Below are 17,641 nucleotides of genomic sequence, written 5' to 3' on the forward strand. Positions count from 1 at the left end.
GAGGATGAGTTACACGCAGCTAGAGATGGCACCCCGGGAAGAGATTCGGGAACGACAGAGCGAGCGACTGCGGGAGACGGTCGAACGGGCCTACGAGAACGTCGCGTTCTACCGGGAGGCGTTCGACGAGGCCGGGATCGAACCGGACGACATCGAGGGGATCGAGGACATCGAGAAACTGCCCTTCACCACGAAAGAGGACTTCCGCGACGAGTACCCCGACGGCCTCTTCGCCGTCGACGACGACGAGATCCGGCGGATCCACGCCTCCTCCGGCACCACCGGCAAGCCAAAGATCGTCTCCTACACCGAGGGCGACCTCGAGGTCTGGAGCGAAGTCGTCGCCCGCTGTCTCGAGGCCTCCGGCGTCGAGCCGGGCGACACCGTCCAGAACGGCTACGGCTACGGCCTCTTTACGGGCGGGCTCGGGCTTCACTACGGGGTCGAAGAACTCGGCGCGACGGTCATCCCGATCGGGGGCGGACAGACCCAGCGCCAGGTCGAACTGCTCGAGGATTTAGAGAGCGACGTGCTCACCTGCACGCCATCGTACTCGCTGTACCTCGCGGAGACCGCAGAGGAGATGGGCGTCGACGTCTCGGAGCTGCCGGTGTCGACGGTGATCTTCGGCGCGGAGCCCTGTACGGACCCGATGCGCGAGGAGATCGAGGAACGCCTGGACGTCACGGGCATCGACATCTACGGGCTCTCGGAGATCATCGGCCCCGGCGTCTCCAACGAGTGCCACGAGGCCCAGGAGGGGCTCCACATCTGGGAGGATCACTTCTACCCGGAGGTGATCGATCCCCAGACTGGCGAGGTCCTGCCGGAAGGCGAGGAGGGCGAACTCGTGTTGACGACGCTGACGAAGGAAGCCCTGCCGGCGATCCGCTACCGGACGGGGGACCTGACGACGCTCACCTACGAGGAGTGTGAGTGTGGCCGGACGATGGTCCGGATGGACAACGTCACCGGGCGGGCCGACGACCTCATCATCGTCCGTGGGGTCAACCTCTACCCCAGCGAGATCGAGGACGTCGTCCTCGAGTTCGACGGGATCGCTCCTCATTATCGGATCGATCTCCACCGCGAGGACAACCTCGACCGCCTCGAGTTGACGCTCGAACGCGCCGAGGGCTTCGAGGGGGACGTCGAGACGCTCCGCGATCGGGTGCTCACCAGGCTGGAGAACGTCCTCTCGTTCACCCCGGACGAACTGCATCTCACCGATCCCGGCGGGATCGAACGGACGGAGGTGGGGAAGGTCAAGCGAGTCTACGATCACCGCTGATCGAACGCCGATACACGGAGCCGAGCCCGGTCGATGCGCCGTCTCGAGCGGTAGCTCCCATCAACGTTCGGTCCCGTTGCCGTTTCCCGTAAGCGAGGTAACTTATTTGTGCCGCGGTTGGGATGTCCACGTATGGCATATAGCTACGAGCCGCATCACTTCGAGGAGTTCGAGGTCGGACAGGAGTTCCAGAGCGTCGGTCGCACCGTCACCGAGGCGGACTTCGTCGTCCACTCGGCGCTGTCGGGCGACTGGACGGAACTGCACACGAACAAGGAGTACGCGGAGGACGGCCCGTTCGACGGCCGGATCGCCCACGGCCCGATGACGTTCGTCCACGCGACCGGGTTCGTCTATCGCACCGGCATCGTCGAGCGCACCGCCTACGCCTTCCTCGGGATGAACTACATGGACCTCCCCAACCCCGTCTACATCGGCGACACCCTCTCGCTCGAGATGGAGGTCACCGACAAGAAAGACGTCGACCACGAGGACGCGGGGATCGTCGTCCTCGATACGGAGATGACCAACCAGGACGACACCGTCGTCTTCCAGGGCGACATGAAGTTCCTGATCAAGCGCAAGGAGTGACGGCCGCCCATGCACGTACGCACCGACGACTCGGTCCGCTATCTCACGTTCGACCGTCCGGACGTCCACAACGCCGTCACCGCCGAGGTCGCCCGCGACCTCGCCGGCGAACTCGAGGCCCTCGACCCCGGAACGCTGGACGCGGTCGTCCTCGCCGGCGAGGGCGAGGCGTTCAGCGCCGGCGGCGACATCGAGGCGATGGCCGAACGCGAGGAGACGACCGCCGAAGCCTACGAGCGCGTCCGGGCGACCCTCGGTCGGGTCGCCGAGCGGATGCTGACCGCGCCCGTGCCGATTGTGGCGGCGGTGGACGGCGACGCCGTCGGCGCGGGGCTCTCGCTGGTCGCCGCCGCCGACTTCGCGTACGCGGCCGAGTCGGCCAGGTTCGGGGCCTCGTTCATCAACGTAGGGCTCGTCCCCGACGCCGGCGGCACCGTCACACTGCCCCGACTCGTCGGCCTGCGGACCGCGAAGGAACTCGCCTTTACCGGGCGACTGCTCGACGCCGCGGAGGCCGACGACCTCGACCTCGTCAACGAGACGGTCCCGGACGACGAACTCGAGGACCGTATCGACGACCTGCTCGAGACGCTCGCCGAGCGGCCGACGGAGAACGTCGGCCTGGCGAAGCGGGCCATCCACGACAACCTGGGGCGACCCTGGCGGGACGGCCTCGAGCGCGAGGCGTCGGTCCAGTCGCTGGCCTACGATACCGAGGCCCACCGCGAGGGCGTCGACGCCTTCCTGAACGATCGCCGACCGGACTTCGAGTGAGCGGTCGGCTGGCCCCGCCTTCCCGGAACAAATATCGGATCTAGATAATACTAAGGAGATTGGTTTTCGTCGACGAAATGGATCCAGTTCAGCCGAACTGACCTGGGCGGCCTCGAGACGGGACCAGTTCGAGACCGGAATACGGGACGGTGTGGCCGAAATAGCGCCGGAAGCGATCTCCTCGGTCACGGACGATGTTCTCCGTCGGCCGCTCGGCGAGCGATCCGGACGATCGACTCGAGTCGAATGATATGTGTCGGGGTAGGTTTCCAAAAGTATCGTATGAGTGTGAATTCGGACACTCCTTCGTCCCTGCGACCTCGAGCGACGACCCCACTCGACCCACGGGCGGTCTCGCGCTCGAGGCCGGTCCCCTCACTCGAGGCCGTCGGCGGACCCCGCGATCGAGCGGAGCCGGTCGATCCCGAGCGGCGGTCCGCGAACGAGGAGCGTGTCACCGCCCGAACAGGCGACGTCACCGGCCGGATCGAACGTCCAGTCGCCGTCAGTCCGGCGGATCGCGAGCACGACGACGCCGGTCTCGAGTTCGCCCTCCAGGTCCCCGACGGTCTGTCCGGCGACGTCGCCGTCCGGGCCGACGTGGACGGCCCCGATCCCCTCCTCGCTGTCCGACAGCGCCTCGCCGAACACCGGGGGGAGTTCCACGTTTCGTACCACGAGTTCGGCGATATCGACCGCCGCGTCACAGATCTCCTCGGAGGCCGTCGCCAGTCGGAGCAGCCCCCGGAGTTCGTCGGCGTCCCAGCCCTCGATGTCGACGACCCACGCCTCGAGGTCGTTGCGCCACTCGTCGGACCGATCCTCGACGGAGAACACCTCGCGGGCGAGTTCCTCGTCGTCGAACCGGGCCGCGCCGTAGCTCAGTCCGACCGCGAGTTCGGCCGCGTCCTTGAGTTCCACGACCGTCTCGGCCGCACGCTCGAGGGCGTCGCTCGACTCCGCAGGGGTCACTGGCGACGGGAAAGCATCGCCAGTCGCGCGCCGGTAGACGGCCTCGATCCCCGCCTGCGGTCCGCGACCGACGATCACGTCGCCGGCCTCGAGGCGGTCGTCTCCCTCCGGGGAGAACGACCACTCCCCCTCGCGCCTGATCGCGATCAGCCTGACGCCGGTCTCGAGGTCGAGCCGGGACTCCCGGAGGTGGCTCCCGGCGAGGTCGGATTCGGGGTCGACGGTCGCCCGCACGAGCCGTTCGTCGGCCTCGGGAAAGGCCTGGTCGAACGCCTCGGGGACGCCGCCGTCCTCGAGAACCAGTCGGGCGACGTCGGCCGCGGCCTCGGTGATCCGGACGGCGCTCGAGGCGATCTGGTGGAGGCCGACCAGCCGCTCGGCCTCGTCGGCGCGTTTCGCCGCGAGCATCAGCGCGATCCGGACGTGATACTGCAGGTAGTCGACGCGCGACTCGAGTTCGAGGACCTCGTCGGCCAACGCGGGGTCGTCGTAGCGCAGAGCGGAGTACGCGAGGTCGACCGCCAGTTCCGAGGAGTCCTTGAGTTCGACGAGCGTCTCCCGGACGTTCCGGGGCTCGTAGGAGATGTCGCGCATTACCGTCTCGTGTCGGCGACCGGTAATCAAGATTGGGTCGAGCGACCCTTCGGAGCGGGCCCACCGAAACCAACGCTTAATGCGGCGGCCGCATACGTTTGGACAGATGTTCGGTCACGACTCCGCCCTCGACGTCTATCGGCAGGCGCTGCCGGTGATCCTCGTCAGCCTCGTCGCTGGGCTGTTCGCCGGCACGCTGCTCGGCACCGAAACGATGCGCGAGGGAATCGAGAGCGTTCCCGGAATCCTGCTGTTGCTCCCCGCGTTTCTCGCCACCCGCGGCGGCGTCTACGGCTCGCTCGGCGCGCGCCTCTCGAGCGGGCTCCACCAGGGGTTGATCGACCCTCGCTTCGAGTGGAACGGCCGGCTCAAGAACGCGATCGTCGCGTCCTTCCTCAACGGGATGATCGTCTCCGTGTTCATCGCCGTCCTCGCCTGGGGAGTCCTGCTGCTCCTGGGGCGGGAGGCCGGTCTCCTCGAACTGGTGATCGTGCTGGTCGTCGCGGCCCTGTTGAGCGCGTTCGCGATGCTCGGCGTGTTACTCACCGTGATCTTCAAGGGGTATCGACGCGGGCTCGACCCCGACAACGTCATCGGGCCGGTCGTGACGACCGTCGGCGACGTCTTCGGCGTCGCCTTCCTGCTCGTCGGCATCGCCACCGCCGGGGTGGTGCTGTGAGCGCCGGCAGCGACGTCCTGGCCGGCGAGGACCTCGAGGACGACCTCATCGGCAGCTGGACGGTCCGGAACATCGTCTCGACGCTCGTCCCGCTTTTGATCGCGCTGTCGGTGCTGCAGATGGTCTCGGGGACCGTCCTCGAGACCTTCGAAGATCAACTGCTCGAGAACCCATCCTTGCTCGTCCTCGTCCCCGTGATGATCGGGACTGCCGGCAACCTGGGGTCGATCATGTGCGCGCGGCTCTCGACCCAGTTGCACCTGGGCACGCTCGAGTTCTCGCCGGACAACCCCGACATTCGGGCGAACGTCGGCGCCGTCATCGGCCTCGCGGCGACGGTGTTCGTCCTGCTCGGCGTCGCCTCGTGGGCCATCGGGCGGGCCCTCGGCGGCTCGCTCGGACTCGGGACGCTGCTGGTGATCACGATCGTCAGCGGGTTGCTGCTGGCCGTCTGGGTGGTCGTCGTCAGCACGGTCTCCGTCTACGCGTCCTACCGGCTGGGGTTCGATCCCGACGATACGACGATCCCGGTCGTCACCAACGTCTGTGACATCACGGGCGTGTTGATCCTCTTCAGCGTCGTCTGGGTCGTCATCTGAGGCGCTGTCGGCTCCCTCGGTCGCTCCGACTGCCGCCGAACGCGGGGTCGCGTTCGATGGGCAGCATGAATGCCCGCCGGTTTGGTAATTACAAGATAGATACGATTGGTTCGAACAGGAGAGGGTCGTCAAAAACGTCATTAGAACCCCTCTCGAACTGCATCTTGATCAGGACAAACAGAATAGATATAGGAAATGTTTATTGCTTGTTCCTGCCTATCATACCCGATGACTCGAGCAGATTCAGTACGCAAGGAGCGCCCGGTCTCGCCGTTCGTTCGAGGACGAGACGAGGGCGACCGGTTCAACATGTTCGGCGGGCTCACCTTCATCAAGGCGACGGGGGAGGAAACCGGCGGTGCCTACGGGCTCATCGAGCAACGCGCCGACGCGGGGATGGCGACGCCGTTGCACGTCCACCGCGCGGAGGACGAACTCTGGTTCGTGATCGACGGACGGATTTCGGTCCACGTCGACGGAGAGACCGTCACGGTCGGCCCCGGCGACGTCGCTTTCGGCCCGCGAGGTCTGCCCCACGCGTTCCGCGTCGACGAGGACGCCAGCCGGTACCTCATCGTTCGCAACGCCGGCGGCGAATCCTTCTTCGAGGCCGTGGGCGACCCCGCAGACGACCTGACGCTTCCCGACCCCCGTCCCACGGAGGCACAACTCGAGCGCCTCGAGGAGGTGCTCGAGACGTACGAACTCGACCTGCTCGGCCCGCCGCCGTTCGACGACTGACCGCCGCACTCGGCGGCCGGTTCTCTCGGCCGCGACGTGGCCGTTTCGGGTGTGCCGACGGCTACTCGAGTGCGGCCGGCGGATCCGGCAGTTTCTTCTGTTCCTCCGGGTCGTGATGGACGATCACCGTCGCATCCGTCGCTCGCGCTCGGTCCCGCACCCGCTGGATCGACTCGAGGGAGTCCTCGAGCGACCAGGAAAACGACGGGACGCGCTCGCGCTCGTATCCCCCGCGGCTGTTGGCGACGTCGGCGGCGAGGACGACAGCGCTGGACTCGAGTTCGACCGCGAGCGACTGGTGACCGGGCGTGTGTCCCGGCGTCGGGAACGCCACGACGCTGCCGTCGCCGAAGAGATCGTATTCGCCCGTGACGGCCGTCACGTCGACCGACTCGTCCCGCAAGGGGGAGAAGTCACCCTCGAGGTAGAACAGCCGCTGGACGCCGTCGGGCCAGAACGCGTACCGCAGTTCCGGCTTCTGGACGACGATTTCGGCCTCCGGGAACGCGTCGACGTTGCCCGCGTGATCGACGTGGAGATGCGAGAGCACGACGTAGTCGACGTCCCCGGGCTCGTACCCCAGCGCGGCGAGGTGGTCGGTCGGCGACTGCCCGACCGAGAGGTCGAGCGTCTCGAGGAACGCCGTCATGTGGGCCGCACCGTTCGGCCCGTAGCTTTCGGGATCGGCCGCCATCTCGCGGCTGATCCCGGTGTCGAAAAGCACCAGCCCCTCGGGGTGCTCGAGGAGGTAACACGGGCACCAGCCGGTGTAGGGTTCGCCGGGGTCCTCGAGTTGCATGGCCACGCTGTGATCGAAGGTCCATTCGGCGGTGTTGAGCCGGTAGAGACGACGAACTGTCATACGTATATTCGGGGCCGATCTCCCATAGAAGGTTCGCCTAACCGAGGGGTTGGTCATCGCCGGTACCGGTATCGGTATCGGTATCGATATCGGTATCGCAATCGCTGTCGCCGTCACCGCCGTTCCTCCCTCGGGCCCGTCGCCCCATCAGGCGGCCTGTCGCTGCTCGGTTTCGTCCTCCGCGTAGATCGAGTCGACCTCGTCCTCGAACTCCTCGAGGATCGCCCGGCGCTTCTTCTTCATCGTCGGGGTCAGCAGGTCGTTGTCCTCGGTGAACTCGATCGGGACGATCCGGTACTCCTTGATCGTCTCGTGGGCTTCGAACCGTTCGTTGACCGCCTCGACTTCCTCGTCGATGCGCTCCCGGACCCACTCGTGGTCGGCGATTTCATCGGCGCTGTCGGGCAGGTCGACGCCCTCGTTCTCGGCGAGCCGGCGGAGCGCGTCGACGTTGGGGACGATGAGCGCGCCGACGAACTTCTCGCCGTCGCCGACGACCATGCACTGCTCGACGGGTTCCCGCGCCGCGAAGGCGTCCTCGATTGGAGCCGGGGCGACGTTCTTCCCGGTCGAGAGGACCAGGAGTTGCTTCGCGCGCTCGTGGAAGACGACGTAGCCGTCGGGTCGGATCGTGACGATGTCGCCGGTTCGGAACCACCTCCCGGAAGACGAGTCTTCCGACTCCTCGCTCGCTGTGCTCGCGGGGACGTCTTCCGTGAACGCCCGATCGGTAGCCTCGGGTTTCTCCCAGTAACCCTCGGCGACGTTCGGCCCCTTCACGAGGAGTTCGCCGGTTTCGCCCGGGGTGTCGGCGGCTTCCCCGTCGGGGACGACGGTGTCGTCCACTTTCACCTCACAGCCCGGGACCGCCGGCCCGACGGTGCCGATCTTGGGCTCCTCGGGCGGGTTCGTGGTGACGACGGGGGCGGTCTCGGTCAGCCCGTATCCCTCGAAAATGGGCAGCCCCATCCCGTGATAGAGCGTACAGAGATCGGGCGAGAGCGTGCCGCCCCCGCTGACGAGCATCTCGATGTTCCCGCCCAGGGCCTCCTTGACCTGGCTGAAGACCAGTTTGTCCGCGATCGAGAGCTTCGCCTCGAGGATCGGTCCCGGATCGTCCGTCCGCTGGTACTCCTTGCCGACGTCGGTCGCCCAGTTGAAGATCCGTTCTTTGATCGGCGATTCGGTGGCCTGCTCGCGGATGGCGTCGTAGATCTTCTCGTAAACTCGCGGGACGCTCGTCGCGCCGGTCGGCTGGACGGCGCCGAAGTCCTCCTGGAGCGTCTCGGAGCTTTCGGCGTACGCGACGGTCGCGCCGGCGGCGAACGGCAGGAAGTGGCCGGCCGTCCGTTCGAAGACGTGTGCGAGCGGCAGGTACGAGACCATCTTGCTGTCGTCGTCGATCGTCGGCGTGTCCTCGTCCTTGTCCGGCCGTGGTCCGACGCGACGATAGACCTGGTTGACGTTCGACCGGAAGTTCCGGTGGCTCAGTTTCACGCCCTTGGGCTGGCCGGTCGTTCCGCTCGTGTAGATGATGCTCGCCAGGTCGTCCACGTCGGGTTCGTCGACCCACTCCTGGTAGGTCTCCTCGTCGAAGGCCTCCTCGCCCAGATCGTAGACGTCCGCGAGGGTGTAGACGTCGTCGCGGTCGTATCCCGAGAGCTCGTCCATCGAGACGAGAAACTCGAGGTCCAGATCGTCTTCGACCTCGAGCACCCGCTCAAGCAGTTCCTCGTTCTCGACGACGACGCCGTCGGCGTCGGGGTCGTCGAGGAGGTAGCGGGTCTTTTCCGGCGAAGAACTCTTGTAGACAGTCGTGACGACGCCGCCGGCCGACAGCAGGGCGAAGTCCGTCTGGGCCCACTCCATGCGCGTCTGGGCGAAGATGCCGACGCGATCCCCCTGCTCGACGCCGAGTTCCCGGAAGCCGGCCGCGAGTACGCGGACGATCTCGCGCATCTCCGCGTACGACAGGCCGGCGTACTCCCCGTGCGGGGCGGGCGGGAACGCCGTTCCGGCCATGCTCCGGTCGTAGATCCCACCGCGATACTGCTGGGCGAGCGAGTTGGCGTTTCGCTCGACCGACTTCTCGAACATTCGGCCGAGGGTCTCGGTCCCCAGCACCTCGCTGTCGAACTCCCGTTCCGCGGTTTGCCAGTCCATGATTTACCGTACCATGAATCCGTACCTACATGAAAGATGGGTATAGTACAGGGTTAATTGAACAAAATAAATTATCCTCGAAATCGCGTGACCGATGATGCCGTGGTACGGGGAATCAGCTTTCGTCGTAAATCCGATCGACCCGGTCCTCGAACTCCTCGAGGATGACCCGTCGCTTCTTCTTCATCGTGGGGGTCATCATGTCGTTGTCCTCGGTAAACTCGATGGGAACGAGTTCGAACTGCTTGATCTGCTCGTAGGACTCGAAGTCCTCGTTGACCCGGTCGACTTCTTCCCCGACGTACTCCCGGACACGCTCGTCGTCGCACATGGCTTCGGGGTCGTCGGGGAGGTCGATCCCTTCTTCGTCGGCCCACTCGCGGATGTGGTCCGTGTTCGGGACGAGCAACGCGCCGACGAACTTCTCGTTGTCGCCGACGACCATCGCCTGTTCGACGACCTCGCTGGCGGCGAAGGCGTCCTCGATCGGGCCGGGGGCGACGTTCTTCCCCGTCGAGAGCACGAGGATCTGTTTGACTCGGTCGCGGAACTCGATGTAGCCGTCGGGCCGCAGGTGGACGATATCGCCGGTGCGGAACCAGCCGTCCTCGGTGAACGCCCGGTCGGTCGCGCTCGGTTTCTCCCAGTAGCCGTCGGTGACGTTCGGCCCCGTCACGACGAGTTCACCGACCTCGCCGGGGTCGTCGAAGGCGGCCTGGTCGGCGACGGACTCGTCGATCCGTAACTCGACGTCCGGCAGCGCCGGGCCGATCGTCCCGATTTTGGGCTCCTCGGGCGGGTTGACCGCCAGGACCGGCGCGGTCTCTGTCAGCCCGTATCCCTCGTAGATCGGCAGCCCCATCGCGTGATACAGCGTACACAGCTCCGGCGAGAGGCTTCCGCCGCCACTGATCAGCATCTCGATCTCGCCGCCAAGGGCCTCGCGGACGGTCGAGAAGACGAGTCTGTCGGCGAGGGCCTGTTTCGCCGACAGCACCGGGCCCGGATCGTCGGTTTCCTGATAGTCGACGCCGACGTCGGTCGCCCACTCGAAGATACGCTTCTTGACCGGGGATTCACTCGCCTGCTCGCGGATGGCGTCGTAGATCTTCTCGTAGACTCGCGGGACGCTCGTGGCCACGTTCGGCCCGACGGCACTGAAATCCTCCTGGAGAGTGTCGGGATCCTCGGCGTAGGCCACGCAGCCGCCGCTGGCGAAGATCAGGAAGTGACCCGCGGTCCGCTCGAAGACGTGCGCAAGCGGCAGATACGAGACGGTCTGTGCGCTCTCGTCGATCGACGGCAGGTCGTCGGGTCTGTCCGGCCGCGGAGCCATCCGCTTTCTGAGCTGATTGACGTTCGCCCGGAAGTTCCAGTGGGTGAGCTTCACCCCCTTGGGCTGGCCGGTCGTCCCGCTCGTGTAGATCAGGCTCGCCAGGTCGTCCGTGTCGGGTGCGTCGAGCCACTCCTCGTAGGCTGCCTCGTCGAACGACGATTCGCCGAGTTCGTAGACGTCCGCGAGGGTGTAGATATCCTCACGGTCGTCGTACCCCGAGAGCTCGTCGATCGAGACGATGAACTCGAGATCGAGGTCGTCCTCGACCTCGAGCACCCGCTCGAGGGCGTCGCCGTTCTCGACGACGACGCCGTCGGCGTCGGGGTCGTCGAGCAGGTAGCGAACCTGATCCGGCGAGGAACTCTTGTAGACGGTCGTGACGACCGCGCCGGAAGACAGCAGGGCGAAGTCCGTCTGGGCCCATTCCATGCGGGTGTTCGAGAAGAGCCCGACGCGATCACCGGTTTCGATCCCTAACTCGCGGAACCCGGCCGCGAGGTTGCGGACGATGTCCCGCATCTCGGCGTAGGAGAGGGTCCGGAATTCTCCGGGTCTGGCCGCCGAAACGACCGAATCAGTCAGCGACCGTTCGTAGATCCCACCTTTGTACTTCTGGGCCGGCCGATTGGCGTTCCGTTCCGCCGACTCCTCGAACATTCGTCCGAGCGTCGACTCCCCGATTACCTCGTCGTCGTACTCGCGTTCGGCGTCCCGCCAGTCCATACGTGTGTGAGGGAACGTCCCAAGCGATAAAACGTGATGAAACTTGTTTCACCTGTCGCTACGTTTATCCGACGCGCCGGACGCCGAACACCGACGCGCTCGTACCGGCTTACTCCCCGTCGAGGTAGCCGAGCACGCCACGGACGTTCATCGCAGCCTCGGCGCTGGCCTTTCGCTCGCCCCAGGTGTCGGCCCGCTCGCTGCCGACCGTCTCCGCGAAGTGGTCGATGACCGCCTCGTCGTCCTCGAGTTCCCGTCGCTTCGACTCGACGGCCTCGACCCACGTCGAGAGGACGTCGCCGTACTCCGCGAGAGCGTCCTCGAGGTCGTCGCCGACCTCCCGCGGCCCGAAGTGGGTGTACAGCAAGACGTCGGGGTCGATCTCGCCGATCGTCTCCAGGTCCTCGAGACACTGCTCGAGGTCGAAGTCCGACGGGGGCGAGGTCTCGACGATCTCTTCCGTTCCGGGGAGCCAGATGCCGGCGGCGTCGCCGGTGAAGACCGCGTCGTTCTCGGGGTCCTCGAAGACGACCTGGTGGAAGGCGTGGCCGGGCGCCTCGTGGACGTGCAGTTCGTGGTCGCCGAGGTCGACGACGTCGCCGCCCTCGATCTCTCGGATCCGCTCTTCGGGGATCGGTTTCGGCTCCGTGTAGAACTCCCACTGGTCGCCGACGGCGGCTTTCGTCCCCGCGACCAGCCGTCCCGGATCGGCGAGCAGGCTCGCGCCCGCGGCGTGGACGCAGACGTCGGCGTTCGGACACGCCTCGGCGAGAAAGCCCGCGCCGCCGGCGTGGTCGAGGTGGATGTGTGTCACGGCGATCGCTGCCACCTCCTCGCGGTCGATGTCCAGTTCCGCAAGCGCCGCGAGAATCCGCTCGTGGTTGGTCCCGATACCGGTCTCGACGACGGCAGGCCGCTCCGCGTCGAGCACGTAGGCGGCCCCGTAGCCGTCCGTGTCGTACATGCCGGTGTCGACGTAGTAGAGGTCCGAGCAGTCGCCGGTCGTCACTTCGGTGAGTTCGCCGCGTTCCATGTCTCCCGCATCGAGCGGCCCCGAGGTAAAACTACACGTCTCGGTCCGCGTTACCGGGAGCCAGCCTCGCCGCGGCCGTTCGCCGACTGCTCGCCCGATCGGCGCTCGTCCCGCCAGCGACCCTCCGGCCGATCCTTCCACTCCCCGATGCCGGAGGGATCGAGATGGACGTGGGCATCGCCGACGTCCTCGAGGCCCCGCAAGCGCTCGACGAGTTCCGACTCGATGTCGTGGGCCTGCCGGAACGGCATTTCGCCGTCGACCTCGACGTGGACCTCGACCTCGAGGACGGTGCCATCGTAGAAGACCGTCAGGTCGTGGACGCCCTCCACGTCGGGGTGGTCCCGCAGCGCCCGGGTGATCGCGGCCCGTTTCTCCGAACCCGGCGCGGCACCGACGAGATAATCGACGTTCTCGCGGGCGATCTCGACCCCCTGATAGACGACCAGCAGGCTGACGAGTCCGCCGGCGATCGGGTCGAGCACCGACTGGCCGAGCAACACGCCGACGACCCCGACGAGCGCGGCGAACGTGGTGTAGATGTCGTTCAGGCAGTCGATCGCCAGCGCCTCGAGCGCGGCCGAGCCGAGGTCGGCGTTGACGCGTTCGGTGTAGCGGTAGACGAGGTACATGTCGACGATCGCGAACGCGAGCACGCCCAGCAGGATCGGACTGGGCTCCGGCGGATCCGGGACCAGGAGTCCCTGCACGGAGTCGTACAGCAGCGACAGTCCGAGCACGGCGAGGACGGCACCCACGAACAGCGCCGTCAGCGGTTCGATCCGGGCGTGACCGTGGGGGTGGGTATCGTCCGGCTCGTCGAAGGCGCTGCGCCCCCAGACGAGGACGACGACGCTCGAGACGAGGTCCGCGACCGAATGGGCCGCGTCCGCGAGCAGGGCGACGCTGCCGAAGGCGATCCCAGCAGCGCCCTCGGCGAGGATCTTCACCGTGTTTCCGAGGACGTTGACCCACGACGCCTTCGCGAACGCTCGTCGCCCGTCCTCGTCGGTCATGCCCTGGTTTAGAGCCAGTCTAAACTTGAGCTTTTTCCTTCCCGAGCGCGGACGAGACGGATCGACGGTTTCGCAACGCTCATACAGTTCCTGCAAGAAGCGCGCCGTAACCGAATGGACGACTCGACACGACGTGGGAAACCGACGACTCGGTCCGAACGGCGACCATGACAGGTGACCATCCGCTCGTTCGACTCGAGACGCTCGCGCTGGTCGCCATCGGCGGGTTCGCCGGTTCGAACCTCCGGTTTTTAGCGACGGACCTGCTCGCGGACGTGCCGGGGGTCTTGCTTGTCAACGCCGTCGGCAGCGCCGCGCTCGCCTTTCTCGTCTACGAGGCGGAGTACGCTGGTCTGGTCGGCCGACGGTCGCGGGTCGTCTTCACGACGGGATTTCTCTCCTCGCTGACGACCTACTCGACGTTCGCGGTCCAGACCGCGCTCGCCGGCGATCCGCTGCTCGTCGCGGGGGTCGTCGCCGGGAACTACGGGCTCGGATTCGCGGGCGTCGTCGCCGGTCGGTCGCTCGCGCGTCGGGTCGCCGACGGGGCGGGATCGACCGTCGGAGGGGGTGAGACGGCGTGACGCTCGACGTTCTGACGGTGACTTCGACTATCTCGTTCGCGTTCGACCTCCAGCCCGCCCACCTGGTCGGCACGGGCGGCGCGATCGGCGCCGTCCTCCGCCACTGGATCTACCTGCAGTTCTCGAGCGAGCGGTTCCCCTGGCCGACGCTCGCGGTGAACGCGATCGGCAGTTTCGTCCTCGGGTTCGTGGTCTTCGCCGGCGTCGGCGAGTCGACGGCCCAGTTGGTGGGGATCGGCATCTGCGGCTCGTTCACGACGTTCTCCTCGTTTTCGGTCGAAACCGTGCAACTGTACGAGCGGGGGGATCGGTTGCGGGCGGTCGTCAACGCCGCGGCGAACCTCCTGCTCTCGCTCGCGGCGATCGGTCTCGCGTGGGTGATCGTCGCCCGGGGGCCGCTCGCGCTCTGAGGTTTCCGGTCGTCGCCGCTGCCCTCCGCCCTTCGCTGCCCGGGGTCGCTCGAGTGTCCCGTGCGGTTGCGATAGGACGTGTTCTTCCGGAACTGCGGGCCCGAATGGGTCGAGTTCGACGTCACGCCCGTGCGGGAACCACGATCCGATTCGAACCGGGCACCGACTGCCGCTAGCGGTCGAACCGTTTCCCCGTCACCGACCGTCGTTGTCGCTTCGTTTCGGCGAACGAGTCGATCTCCGCGGCGATGCGCTCGACGAGGGCCGACTGTCGCTCGGTCGCCGACTCGATCGCGTTCGTTCGGTCGGAAACGTCGCGGGAGTCCTCGAGTGCGCCGTCGATCATGGTCGCGACCTCTTCGGTGCTCGCCGCCTGATCGTCCGTCGCGTCGGCGACCTGCTCGGTGCCGTCGTTTGCCTCCTCGATCGTCGTCTCGATCCGGCGCAGTCCGTCGACCGTTTCGGCGACGTCGTCGACCGCCTCCGCCACCGCCTCGGTCGCCGTCTCGAGCGTGCTGACGGTTTCTTCCGTGTCCGTCTGGATCCGATCGACGAGCGACTCGATGGTCGATGCCTCCTCCTGTGACTCCTCGGCCAGGGACTTCACCTCGTTGGCGACGACGGCGAAGCCGTCCCCCTCGGTCCCGGCGTGTGCGGCCTCGATCGAGGCGTTCAGCGCGAGTAGGTTCGTCTGATCCGCGATCTGATTGATGACGTCGACGATCTCGTCGATCCGTTCGACGCTCTCCCGGAGCTCTTCGACGTCGTCGGTCGCGTCGTCGGTCACCGACTCGACCCGCTCCATCTCCCGGATCGCCCCCTCGGCCGTTTCCGTGGCCCGGGTGGCGGTCCGTTCGGCCTCTTCGGTCGTCGCGCTGACTTCCTCCGCCGTGGATGCGATCTCCTCGACGGTCGCCGAGAGGTCGGAAACCTCGGCCGCGGTCTCCTCCATCGCGGCCGTCTGCTCGTCGGTCACTGACTGAATGTCTTCCGCCTGGGTCGCCACGTTCTCCGTGATCTCCTCGAGTTCCTCGACGGCGTCCGTGACCCGTTCGGCTACCGCTCGCTGCTCCTCGAGCGATTCGATGCGCTCGCTGTAGGAGTGGAGGTAGGTATCGTTGACCACCTGCATGTCGAGGTTCGTCCCCCGGATCACTGCGGCCGCGTCCGCGAAGCCGTCGTCGATCGCATCGGCGACCGCGGTCCGGGCGTCTTCGAGTTCGTCTGCGTCGTCGCTCGCCGCCTCGGCCTCCTCGAGCGCGGTCATCGCCTCGCGTTTCGTCGCCTCCCTGATCTCCGAGAGGAATATCGCGTTGAGGTTCGCGAACATCCCGCCGAAGTAGTGCAGCGGCATCTCGAGCCGATCGTGTAATCGGCCGATCCGCGTTCGATGGGTGAAATACCGCCTGTCGTAACTGCCACCCGTAAGCGTCTCGAGGTACCCCGACACGATCTGGCGCAGTTGCCGATCGTTCCTGGGGGATCGATCGAGCACCTCCCGCGTCCGTCGGTGTTCCGTGATCGGCTCGAGAAAGGCGGTCACGAGGTCTTCCCGTCGGTCGTCGACGACGTCGTTCAGTGCGGTCAGCCGTCTTTCGTCCTCCGCGTCGAAGTCGATGAACTCCTTTCGCCACTCGATGTTCGACTCCGTCAATCCGATCTCGTCGGCGAGTTCGTTGGCGTCGTACGCCATCCCGATCGATTCCCCGTCTGCCACTGACTCCCCCGGCGGTGGCGTCTGCATAGTAAAGATGTCGAGGAAAGCGGAATAAGCGTAGTGGCCTCGTGAGAGAAATCTGTCGGGTACGGACGGTCTCACGCCCGGAACCCTCAAATGTGGGGTCGGTCCCGTCGCGGCCGCAACCGCTCGGCGACGGTGGCGATAACGGCGGCCGCTCCATCGAGATCCGAAACGCCCACGTTCGACACCGGGCGCTCGCTTCTCTTTTCATCGCCCAACGGACCGGTTCGGCTCGGAGTCCGGTTCCGATTCCGGGAAGTCGCGGCGTCACACACCCCGCGGAAACCCGCCGGATCCCCGATACGTTTAACAGGTAACTGAGTGATGCACTGGTATGAGCGTTCGGGGCGACTTCTGGTCGATCTATCGCGAGGCGCTCCCGATCCTGCTGGTCGCGCTCGGCGGGGGGCTGTTCGCCGGACTCGTGCTCGAGGACATCCTCGAGAACGTCGAGCGGTTCCCGGGATTGCTCGTGATGGTGCCGGTCTTTCTCGCGACGCGGGGCAACGTCTACGGGGCGCTCGGCGGGCGCATCTCGAGCGGGCTCCACCAGGGGTTGCTGGACCCGCAGTTCGAACGGAACGACCGGCTCGTCAACGCCGTGCTCGCCTCGCTCGTCAACGGGATCGGGATCTCGATCGTCATCGGCGTCATCACCTGGGCCGCTCTCCTGGTGCTTGGATGGGAGGTCGCCGCGCTGTCCGAACTGGTCGGGATCATGCTCGTCGCGGGCACCCTGACCTCGGTCGTCATGATCGTCGGCCTGCTCGGGCTGATCTTCGCCGGGTACAACCGCGGCTACGACCCGGACAACCTCGTCGGACCCATCGTCACGACGCTCGGTGACATCTTCGGGATGCTGTTCATGCTGTTCTCGATCGGCTTCGTGGAGGTGCTCGCCTGATGGTCTCCCAGCCCCAGTCCGGGCAGGGGTCGCTCGGCACCTGGGACTGGACCTCGATCGTCGGCAACATGTTTCCGCTGCTTGTGGCGCTGTCGATCATCGTCCTCTGGGCTGGCATCACCCTCGAGGGGGCCGAGGAGATGCTCGAGGAGTACGCGATCCTCGCGGTGATGGTGCCGACGATGATCGACATGGGTGGCAACCTCGGCGCGATCCTCTCCTCGCGGCTCTCGACGCGGTTTCACCTGGGGACGACGGAACTCGATCCGACCGATCGCGTGCTGTGGGCGAACGTGGGCGCGATCCTGGCCCTGGCCGCGACGATCTTCACGGCGCTTGCGTTCGGCGCGTACGCGCTCGGCGTGCTCGTCGGTTCGCCGCTTCCACTGTCGACGCTGCTCACTATCTCGCTGCTCAGCGGGATGTCCGTCGCCGTCATCGCGATCGTTTTCAGCTTCGCGGCGACGTACGGCTCCTACCGGTTCGGGATCGACCCCGACGACACGACGATCCCGATCGTCACCAACGTCGTCGACGTCTTCGGGATGCTCATCTTCATCGGCGTTTCGGGGCTGGTGCTTGGGTTCTGACCATCGCGAAAAATCGGCGACCGCGGGTGGGCTCGCGA

The 17,641-nt window shown here is 66.3% G+C and carries 17 protein-coding genes; 10 read left to right on the forward strand and 7 right to left on the reverse strand.

Annotated features, from left to right (window positions below; genetic code table 11):
• Positions 1 to 4: 4 nt before the first annotated feature.
• From paaK to BM113_RS00445, 3 genes are all read left to right on the forward strand, one after another.
• Positions 5 to 1,291 carry a phenylacetate--CoA ligase PaaK gene (paaK, locus tag BM113_RS00435; RefSeq protein ID WP_089784399.1) on the forward strand — a complete coding sequence of 429 codons (1,287 nt, stop codon included), beginning with the start codon at positions 5 to 7 and terminating at the stop codon, positions 1,289 to 1,291.
• 132 nt (positions 1,292 to 1,423) lie between these two features.
• Positions 1,424 to 1,882, forward strand: coding sequence for a MaoC family dehydratase (locus BM113_RS00440; protein WP_007142088.1), 459 nt, complete (start codon positions 1,424 to 1,426; stop codon positions 1,880 to 1,882).
• A 9-nt stretch (positions 1,883 to 1,891) separates the two neighbouring features.
• Positions 1,892 to 2,656 (forward strand): enoyl-CoA hydratase/isomerase family protein, encoded by a 765-nt coding sequence (locus BM113_RS00445; protein WP_007142089.1) that lies wholly within the window; start codon positions 1,892 to 1,894, stop codon positions 2,654 to 2,656.
• Positions 2,657 to 3,031: 375 nt separating this feature from the next.
• Here the strand turns inward: BM113_RS00445 and BM113_RS00450 are convergent, their stop codons facing one another.
• A complete protein-coding gene (locus BM113_RS00450) occupies positions 3,032 to 4,222 on the reverse strand; it encodes a potassium channel family protein (protein ID WP_089784400.1) in 1,191 nt (396 codons plus the stop codon).
• Positions 4,223 to 4,328: 106 nt separating this feature from the next.
• On the opposite strand from BM113_RS00450, the gene BM113_RS00455 reads away from it, so the two are divergent.
• The 3 genes from BM113_RS00455 (at position 4,329) to BM113_RS00465 (ending at position 6,241) form a co-directional block, all read left to right on the forward strand.
• Complete coding sequence (locus tag BM113_RS00455; protein ID WP_089784402.1) at positions 4,329 to 4,901, forward strand: magnesium transporter; 573 nt, start codon at positions 4,329 to 4,331, stop codon at positions 4,899 to 4,901.
• Positions 4,898 to 5,500 (forward strand): magnesium transporter, encoded by a 603-nt coding sequence (locus tag BM113_RS00460; protein ID WP_089784403.1) that lies wholly within the window; start codon positions 4,898 to 4,900, stop codon positions 5,498 to 5,500. Before BM113_RS00455 ends, BM113_RS00460 begins: the two co-directional genes overlap by 4 nt.
• A gap of 228 nt (positions 5,501 to 5,728) precedes the next feature.
• Positions 5,729 to 6,241: a quercetin 2,3-dioxygenase gene (locus tag BM113_RS00465; RefSeq protein WP_245757944.1), complete on the forward strand. Its 513-nt coding sequence runs from the start codon at positions 5,729 to 5,731 to the stop codon at positions 6,239 to 6,241.
• Positions 6,242 to 6,302: 61 nt separating this feature from the next.
• On the opposite strand, the gene BM113_RS00470 is transcribed toward BM113_RS00465, so the two are convergent.
• The 5 genes from BM113_RS00470 to BM113_RS00490 all read right to left on the reverse strand — a co-directional run bounded on the left by BM113_RS00470 (position 6,303) and on the right by BM113_RS00490 (position 13,374).
• Positions 6,303 to 7,103 (reverse strand): N-acyl homoserine lactonase family protein, encoded by an 801-nt coding sequence (locus tag BM113_RS00470; RefSeq protein WP_089784407.1) that lies wholly within the window; start codon positions 7,101 to 7,103, stop codon positions 6,303 to 6,305.
• 147 nt (positions 7,104 to 7,250) lie between these two features.
• Positions 7,251 to 9,266: an AMP-dependent synthetase/ligase gene (locus tag BM113_RS00475; RefSeq protein WP_089784408.1), complete on the reverse strand. Its 2,016-nt coding sequence runs from the start codon at positions 9,264 to 9,266 to the stop codon at positions 7,251 to 7,253.
• A gap of 115 nt (positions 9,267 to 9,381) precedes the next feature.
• A complete protein-coding gene (locus tag BM113_RS00480) occupies positions 9,382 to 11,325 on the reverse strand; it encodes an AMP-dependent synthetase/ligase (RefSeq protein ID WP_089784410.1) in 1,944 nt (647 codons plus the stop codon).
• A 109-nt stretch (positions 11,326 to 11,434) separates the two neighbouring features.
• Positions 11,435 to 12,358: an MBL fold metallo-hydrolase gene (locus tag BM113_RS00485; protein WP_089784412.1), complete on the reverse strand. Its 924-nt coding sequence runs from the start codon at positions 12,356 to 12,358 to the stop codon at positions 11,435 to 11,437.
• Positions 12,359 to 12,408: 50 nt separating this feature from the next.
• Positions 12,409 to 13,374, reverse strand: coding sequence for a cation diffusion facilitator family transporter (locus BM113_RS00490; RefSeq protein ID WP_089784414.1), 966 nt, complete (start codon positions 13,372 to 13,374; stop codon positions 12,409 to 12,411).
• 167 nt (positions 13,375 to 13,541) lie between these two features.
• Between BM113_RS00490 and BM113_RS00495 the strand changes: the two genes are divergently transcribed.
• Both BM113_RS00495 and crcB read left to right on the forward strand, forming a co-directional pair.
• Complete coding sequence (locus BM113_RS00495; protein WP_089784416.1) at positions 13,542 to 13,958, forward strand: fluoride efflux transporter FluC; 417 nt, start codon at positions 13,542 to 13,544, stop codon at positions 13,956 to 13,958.
• Complete coding sequence (gene crcB / locus BM113_RS00500) at positions 13,955 to 14,368, forward strand: fluoride efflux transporter CrcB (RefSeq protein ID WP_089784418.1); 414 nt, start codon at positions 13,955 to 13,957, stop codon at positions 14,366 to 14,368. The genes BM113_RS00495 and crcB overlap by 4 nt, the downstream gene beginning before the upstream one ends.
• 172 nt (positions 14,369 to 14,540) lie before the next feature.
• Here crcB and BM113_RS00505 read toward each other — a convergent pair whose 3' ends face one another.
• Positions 14,541 to 16,112, reverse strand: a complete 1,572-nt coding sequence (locus tag BM113_RS00505; protein ID WP_089784420.1) for a globin-coupled sensor protein — start codon at positions 16,110 to 16,112, stop codon at positions 14,541 to 14,543.
• Between the two features lie 331 nt (positions 16,113 to 16,443).
• Between BM113_RS00505 and BM113_RS00510 the strand changes: the two genes are divergently transcribed.
• Complete coding sequence (locus tag BM113_RS00510) at positions 16,444 to 17,013, forward strand: magnesium transporter (RefSeq protein WP_089784422.1); 570 nt, start codon at positions 16,444 to 16,446, stop codon at positions 17,011 to 17,013.
• On the forward strand, positions 17,013 to 17,603 hold the full coding sequence (locus BM113_RS00515; protein ID WP_089784423.1) for a magnesium transporter: 591 nt from the start codon (positions 17,013 to 17,015) through the stop codon (positions 17,601 to 17,603). Before BM113_RS00510 ends, BM113_RS00515 begins: the two co-directional genes overlap by 1 nt.
• The last annotated feature ends 38 nt before the right edge of the window (positions 17,604 to 17,641 follow it).

It is taken from the genome of Natronobacterium haloterrestre (genome assembly GCF_900112205.1).
Classification (GTDB): Archaea; Halobacteriota; Halobacteria; order Halobacteriales; family Natrialbaceae; genus Natronobacterium; species Natronobacterium haloterrestre.

Coding starts and splice junctions, on each gene's coding strand:
- BM113_RS00485 (WP_089784412.1), bottom strand. CDS start 12,358: ATGGAACGCGGCGAACTCACCGAAGTGACGACCGGCGACTGCTCGGAC.
- BM113_RS00490 (WP_089784414.1), bottom strand. CDS start 13,374: ATGACCGACGAGGACGGGCGACGAGCGTTCGCGAAGGCGTCGTGGGTC.
- BM113_RS00480 (WP_089784410.1), bottom strand. CDS start 11,325: ATGGACTGGCGGGACGCCGAACGCGAGTACGACGACGAGGTAATCGGG.
- BM113_RS00440 (WP_007142088.1), top strand. CDS start 1,424: ATGGCATATAGCTACGAGCCGCATCACTTCGAGGAGTTCGAGGTCGGA.
- BM113_RS00505 (WP_089784420.1), bottom strand. CDS start 16,112: ATGCAGACGCCACCGCCGGGGGAGTCAGTGGCAGACGGGGAATCGATC.
- BM113_RS00470 (WP_089784407.1), bottom strand. CDS start 7,103: ATGACAGTTCGTCGTCTCTACCGGCTCAACACCGCCGAATGGACCTTC.
- BM113_RS00510 (WP_089784422.1), top strand. CDS start 16,444: ATGAGCGTTCGGGGCGACTTCTGGTCGATCTATCGCGAGGCGCTCCCG.
- BM113_RS00450 (WP_089784400.1), bottom strand. CDS start 4,222: ATGCGCGACATCTCCTACGAGCCCCGGAACGTCCGGGAGACGCTCGTC.
- BM113_RS00495 (WP_089784416.1), top strand. CDS start 13,542: ATGACAGGTGACCATCCGCTCGTTCGACTCGAGACGCTCGCGCTGGTC.
- BM113_RS00515 (WP_089784423.1), top strand. CDS start 17,013: ATGGTCTCCCAGCCCCAGTCCGGGCAGGGGTCGCTCGGCACCTGGGAC.
- paaK (WP_089784399.1), top strand. CDS start 5: ATGAGTTACACGCAGCTAGAGATGGCACCCCGGGAAGAGATTCGGGAA.
- BM113_RS00465 (WP_245757944.1), top strand. CDS start 5,729: ATGACTCGAGCAGATTCAGTACGCAAGGAGCGCCCGGTCTCGCCGTTC.
- BM113_RS00455 (WP_089784402.1), top strand. CDS start 4,329: ATGTTCGGTCACGACTCCGCCCTCGACGTCTATCGGCAGGCGCTGCCG.
- BM113_RS00445 (WP_007142089.1), top strand. CDS start 1,892: ATGCACGTACGCACCGACGACTCGGTCCGCTATCTCACGTTCGACCGT.
- BM113_RS00475 (WP_089784408.1), bottom strand. CDS start 9,266: ATGGACTGGCAAACCGCGGAACGGGAGTTCGACAGCGAGGTGCTGGGG.